The organism is Fretibacterium fastidiosum, assembly GCF_000210715.1.
GTDB lineage: Bacteria > Synergistota > Synergistia > Synergistales > Aminobacteriaceae > Fretibacterium > Fretibacterium fastidiosum.
Genome location: NC_021038.1, coordinates 1,160,093 through 1,163,426, shown reverse-complemented (window position 1 = coordinate 1,163,426; position 3,334 = coordinate 1,160,093). Strand labels below are relative to the sequence as shown.

The following is a 3,334-nucleotide window of genomic DNA, read 5'->3' as shown; positions in this document are numbered from 1 at the left end:
GGGGAAGTCCTTTGGTCGCCGCCGGGGTGTTTTTCCCTACAACAGGCTGGCGTGAAGGGGAGCGCAGAGCCCCCTTCGCGTTGGTTAACGAACCTTCCTGCAAACTATACCGCCGCCAATGCTAAAAAACAACTCACCAACTAAAATTTCCTCTTTCATCATGATACATATATACGGTATTCCCTCCATCGTAAAGGCCATCATCCTTGTTGGGATTCTTATACAACTTATACGATGAAGCGGCTTTTATGACAAACTTCCGATCTGCATCAGAAAGATTAACGTTACGACCAATCCAACAGCCATCCTTATCACCGTGGAAAAACCAACTCCCATCCGTGTACTTGTCAATGTTATCACCAAGATACTTTCCCAGTTTTTCCTCAATATGTTCAGGTGTATCAAGTACACTCCCAATATTGTGGCCGTCTATTCCCTTCTGACCATATAATCTACCCAACGCATTATCCAGCGGACCAAATTCGTGTAGAAATGCCAGAGCAGCTTTAAACTCCTCACGCCTTCTCTCAAACTCCTGATTTCCGTATTCAACTTTAGCCTTAAACTTCTCTTCTTCACTGGGCTCATTGAAGTCCTGCCCGGCATGGCCCCAGGCCAAGCCTGTTACAAGGAATGTCGAACACAACAAAATTACCAGTTTTTTTGAAATCAATTCTCAACACGCTCCTTCGTCGTCTTTTTCTTCTGTATTTCTGGCCTGCCGTCCACGTCGTCAAGGAAGTTTCGGCACGTTGAACCGATCCTGTGCGCCCTCTTTGGTGTACCGTTGATATCAGCGGTTAACATTTGAACGAGATATATGAAAGAGGGGGCGCAGAGCCCCCCTTTACGTTGGCTAATGAACTTTCATGTAAACTTTACCGCCGCCATCGTAAAGATTTCCATTCATGTCCTTGTAAAGACCATTTCTCTCGGCCCGCTTCACAAGTTCCTTGCCAATCTCAGAGGCCTGTTTTTTGAAGCCGTCATCAAGGTTATAGCCAATCCACCAATCACTGGTGTTGCCTTGAAAAATCCAGTTACCATCAAGGTATTTTTCGACATTCCTCACTTTCTTTTTCAACACTTCCCTGATGTGCTCCGGCGTATCCAAAGTTTTTGTCAGATCAACTTCTTGCTCTATGTGTTCCATGTAGAATATCAAAAGCATGGCCTTCAAGCTTTTCATGTCATCTACCAAAGTTTTCGCTGCGATAAATTCTTGGGAAGCGTCCACGGGTATCCCCGTCATCATAGCCTTTATCTTGGCTTCCTCCTCAGCCTTCTGTGCTTCAAGTTTCTGCTTCTCGCTGGCCACTATGAAATCACGCCCAAAGACACCAAGCGCCAACCCCACCACAACACCAAGCACACCAAACAAAACGATACGATTCTTGGACATTTTGCTACCTCTCTTTCTTTCGGATCGCTGGCTTGCCGTCAACGTCGTCAAAGAAGTTCCGGCACGTTGAACACTTCCAGAACGGGCCGTTCTCCGGCCTTTTTTCACCACTTGAATGTTTCTGGGACATAGTCATACAAAAACACGATATCTCCTCCATCATATACGTTGGCATCACTTTTGTCTGTGGCCTTAAAAAGATTGGAAAAACGTGCTTGGCTCGCAATCTTCTGGCGTACAGCGTTTGATACACCATCAAGCTTATAGCCTATCCACCATCCCGCAGCGTTGCTCTGAAAAACCCAACGTCCATCAGCGTATATATCTCCCAGTTTCTCTCTGATCCGTTCCGGGGTATTCAAGGCAGCCCCAAGGTCATAGTTTTCACCTATTTCCTTGCCATTTTTCATGCGAAACATTGAAAGGTCAGTACTTGCCTGCTTAAGTCGAACAATGATACTGGTAGCAACCGCCTCCTCGGCCTTCTGTGCTTCAAGTTTCTGCTTCTCGCTGGCCACTATGAAATCACGCCCAAAGACGCCAAGCACCAACCCCATCACAACACCGAGCACACCAAACAAAACGATACGATTCTTGGACATTTTGCTACCTCTCTTTCTTTCGGATCACTGGCTTGCCATCCACGTCGTCAAAGAAGTTTCGGCACGTTGAACACTTCCAGAACGGGCCGTTCTTGCCGTTGAACTTCTCCGCCTTGCCCTTGCAGCCACGCACAGGGCAGGAAACCTTGGGAGACGTTCCTCACGCACAACGGGTTTTCCATCCACGTCCTTATACGTCACGCCAGGAGAACAGGAGCACCGCCAAAATTTCCCGTAAGTGCCACTGAATTGCCGCGCCTTCCGCCCGCAATCCAAGGGACAATCCGCCTCGATGACCTCGCCCGTATAGAGTTTCTTCGGGAGCGGCTGTCCATCCTTGTCCTGTGAAAAAGTGGCCTTGCAGACGGGATATGCCAAAAATGAGTTACCATCCTTCCTCGATACCCGACGCAGGTAACCCGCACACCCCTCCGTGAGGCATCGTGGTCGCCGCTTCGCCCCTGGCATTTCAGGGACTTCTAACGGACATTGTAACATCTGGCCAATCGTTTCAGAAACGTAGCGGACAAAATCATCAAGCTGAAGCTTTCCTTCAGCGACTACTCCTGCTGCGAGGTCACCCTGTTCAACGAAAAGGACAAAGCCAGGCAGCGCGAGGAGCAGTTTCCGAAGGACCTTCAAAACGCCCGCGAGCTGGGAAAACGGCTGGTTGAAAAGGCCGCCTCCCAAAGGGGGACTGACGTCGAATAGAAAAACGCCCCGACAGGATCGGGGCGTCCAAAGGGAACGGCAGCGCGATCGGGTTTAACGAAGGGTTCAGACGAAATGGGACGGAGGGGCTGTCCCTTGAGTTCAACAGCCCCTTCAGCCTCGTTGTGACGCCGCAATCTGCTGCCTCTTTTGCTGCTGCGTTGTAAGGCCAGGTTGGTGGTCGGTGAGTGGAGTGGACTCAAGTGTTGTCTTGAAAGCCTAAAAGCCAGGATATTGCTCTTGCGCTTTCTACAACTTCCCTGGTGCATCGCTTACGTTTTTCTTCGCTCATGTGAATAACCGGCCCCGATACGCTGATAGCTCCTAATGGGGGTGTCGTTGATCAGTGGTAAAGTCACCGATCAACGACACGTCCTGTCGGGCCTCTTGACAGCGAAACGCCTTTCGATACGATAGACGTAGATAACCCGAATAGAGGGGGTGTGGGCAGTCCGGCCCATGGGGCCTGTCCACCTTGCAGCGGCAGACAGAGGAGTTTTTCAGCAAGAAAGTTCTGAGGGCATCGTGAGATGAGCATCGTAAGAGTTTTTCATTCTTCGAACTACCGCGTGACGGACTGGAGCGGCGGGCGGACGACGGAGCTGGCGATCGCCCCGGT

Annotated in this window: 3 protein-coding genes; all 3 read right to left on the bottom strand. The window is 50.0% G+C overall.

Features of this window, described 5'->3' with window-relative positions; all coding sequences use genetic code 11:
- Positions 1–133: 133 nt before the first annotated feature.
- The 3 genes from SY1_RS05335 to SY1_RS05325 all read right to left on the bottom strand — a co-directional run bounded on the left by SY1_RS05335 (position 134) and on the right by SY1_RS05325 (position 2,004).
- Positions 134–673 carry a hypothetical protein gene (locus SY1_RS05335; RefSeq protein WP_208872968.1) on the bottom strand — a complete coding sequence of 180 codons (540 nt, stop codon included), beginning with the start codon at positions 671–673 and terminating at the stop codon, positions 134–136.
- A gap of 183 nt (positions 674–856) precedes the next feature.
- Positions 857–1,402, bottom strand: a complete 546-nt coding sequence (locus SY1_RS05330) for a hypothetical protein (RefSeq protein ID WP_015556410.1) — start codon at positions 1,400–1,402, stop codon at positions 857–859.
- Between the two features lie 104 nt (positions 1,403–1,506).
- Complete coding sequence (locus SY1_RS05325; RefSeq protein ID WP_015556409.1) at positions 1,507–2,004, bottom strand: hypothetical protein; 498 nt, start codon at positions 2,002–2,004, stop codon at positions 1,507–1,509.
- Positions 2,005–3,334: the final 1,330 nt, after the last annotated feature.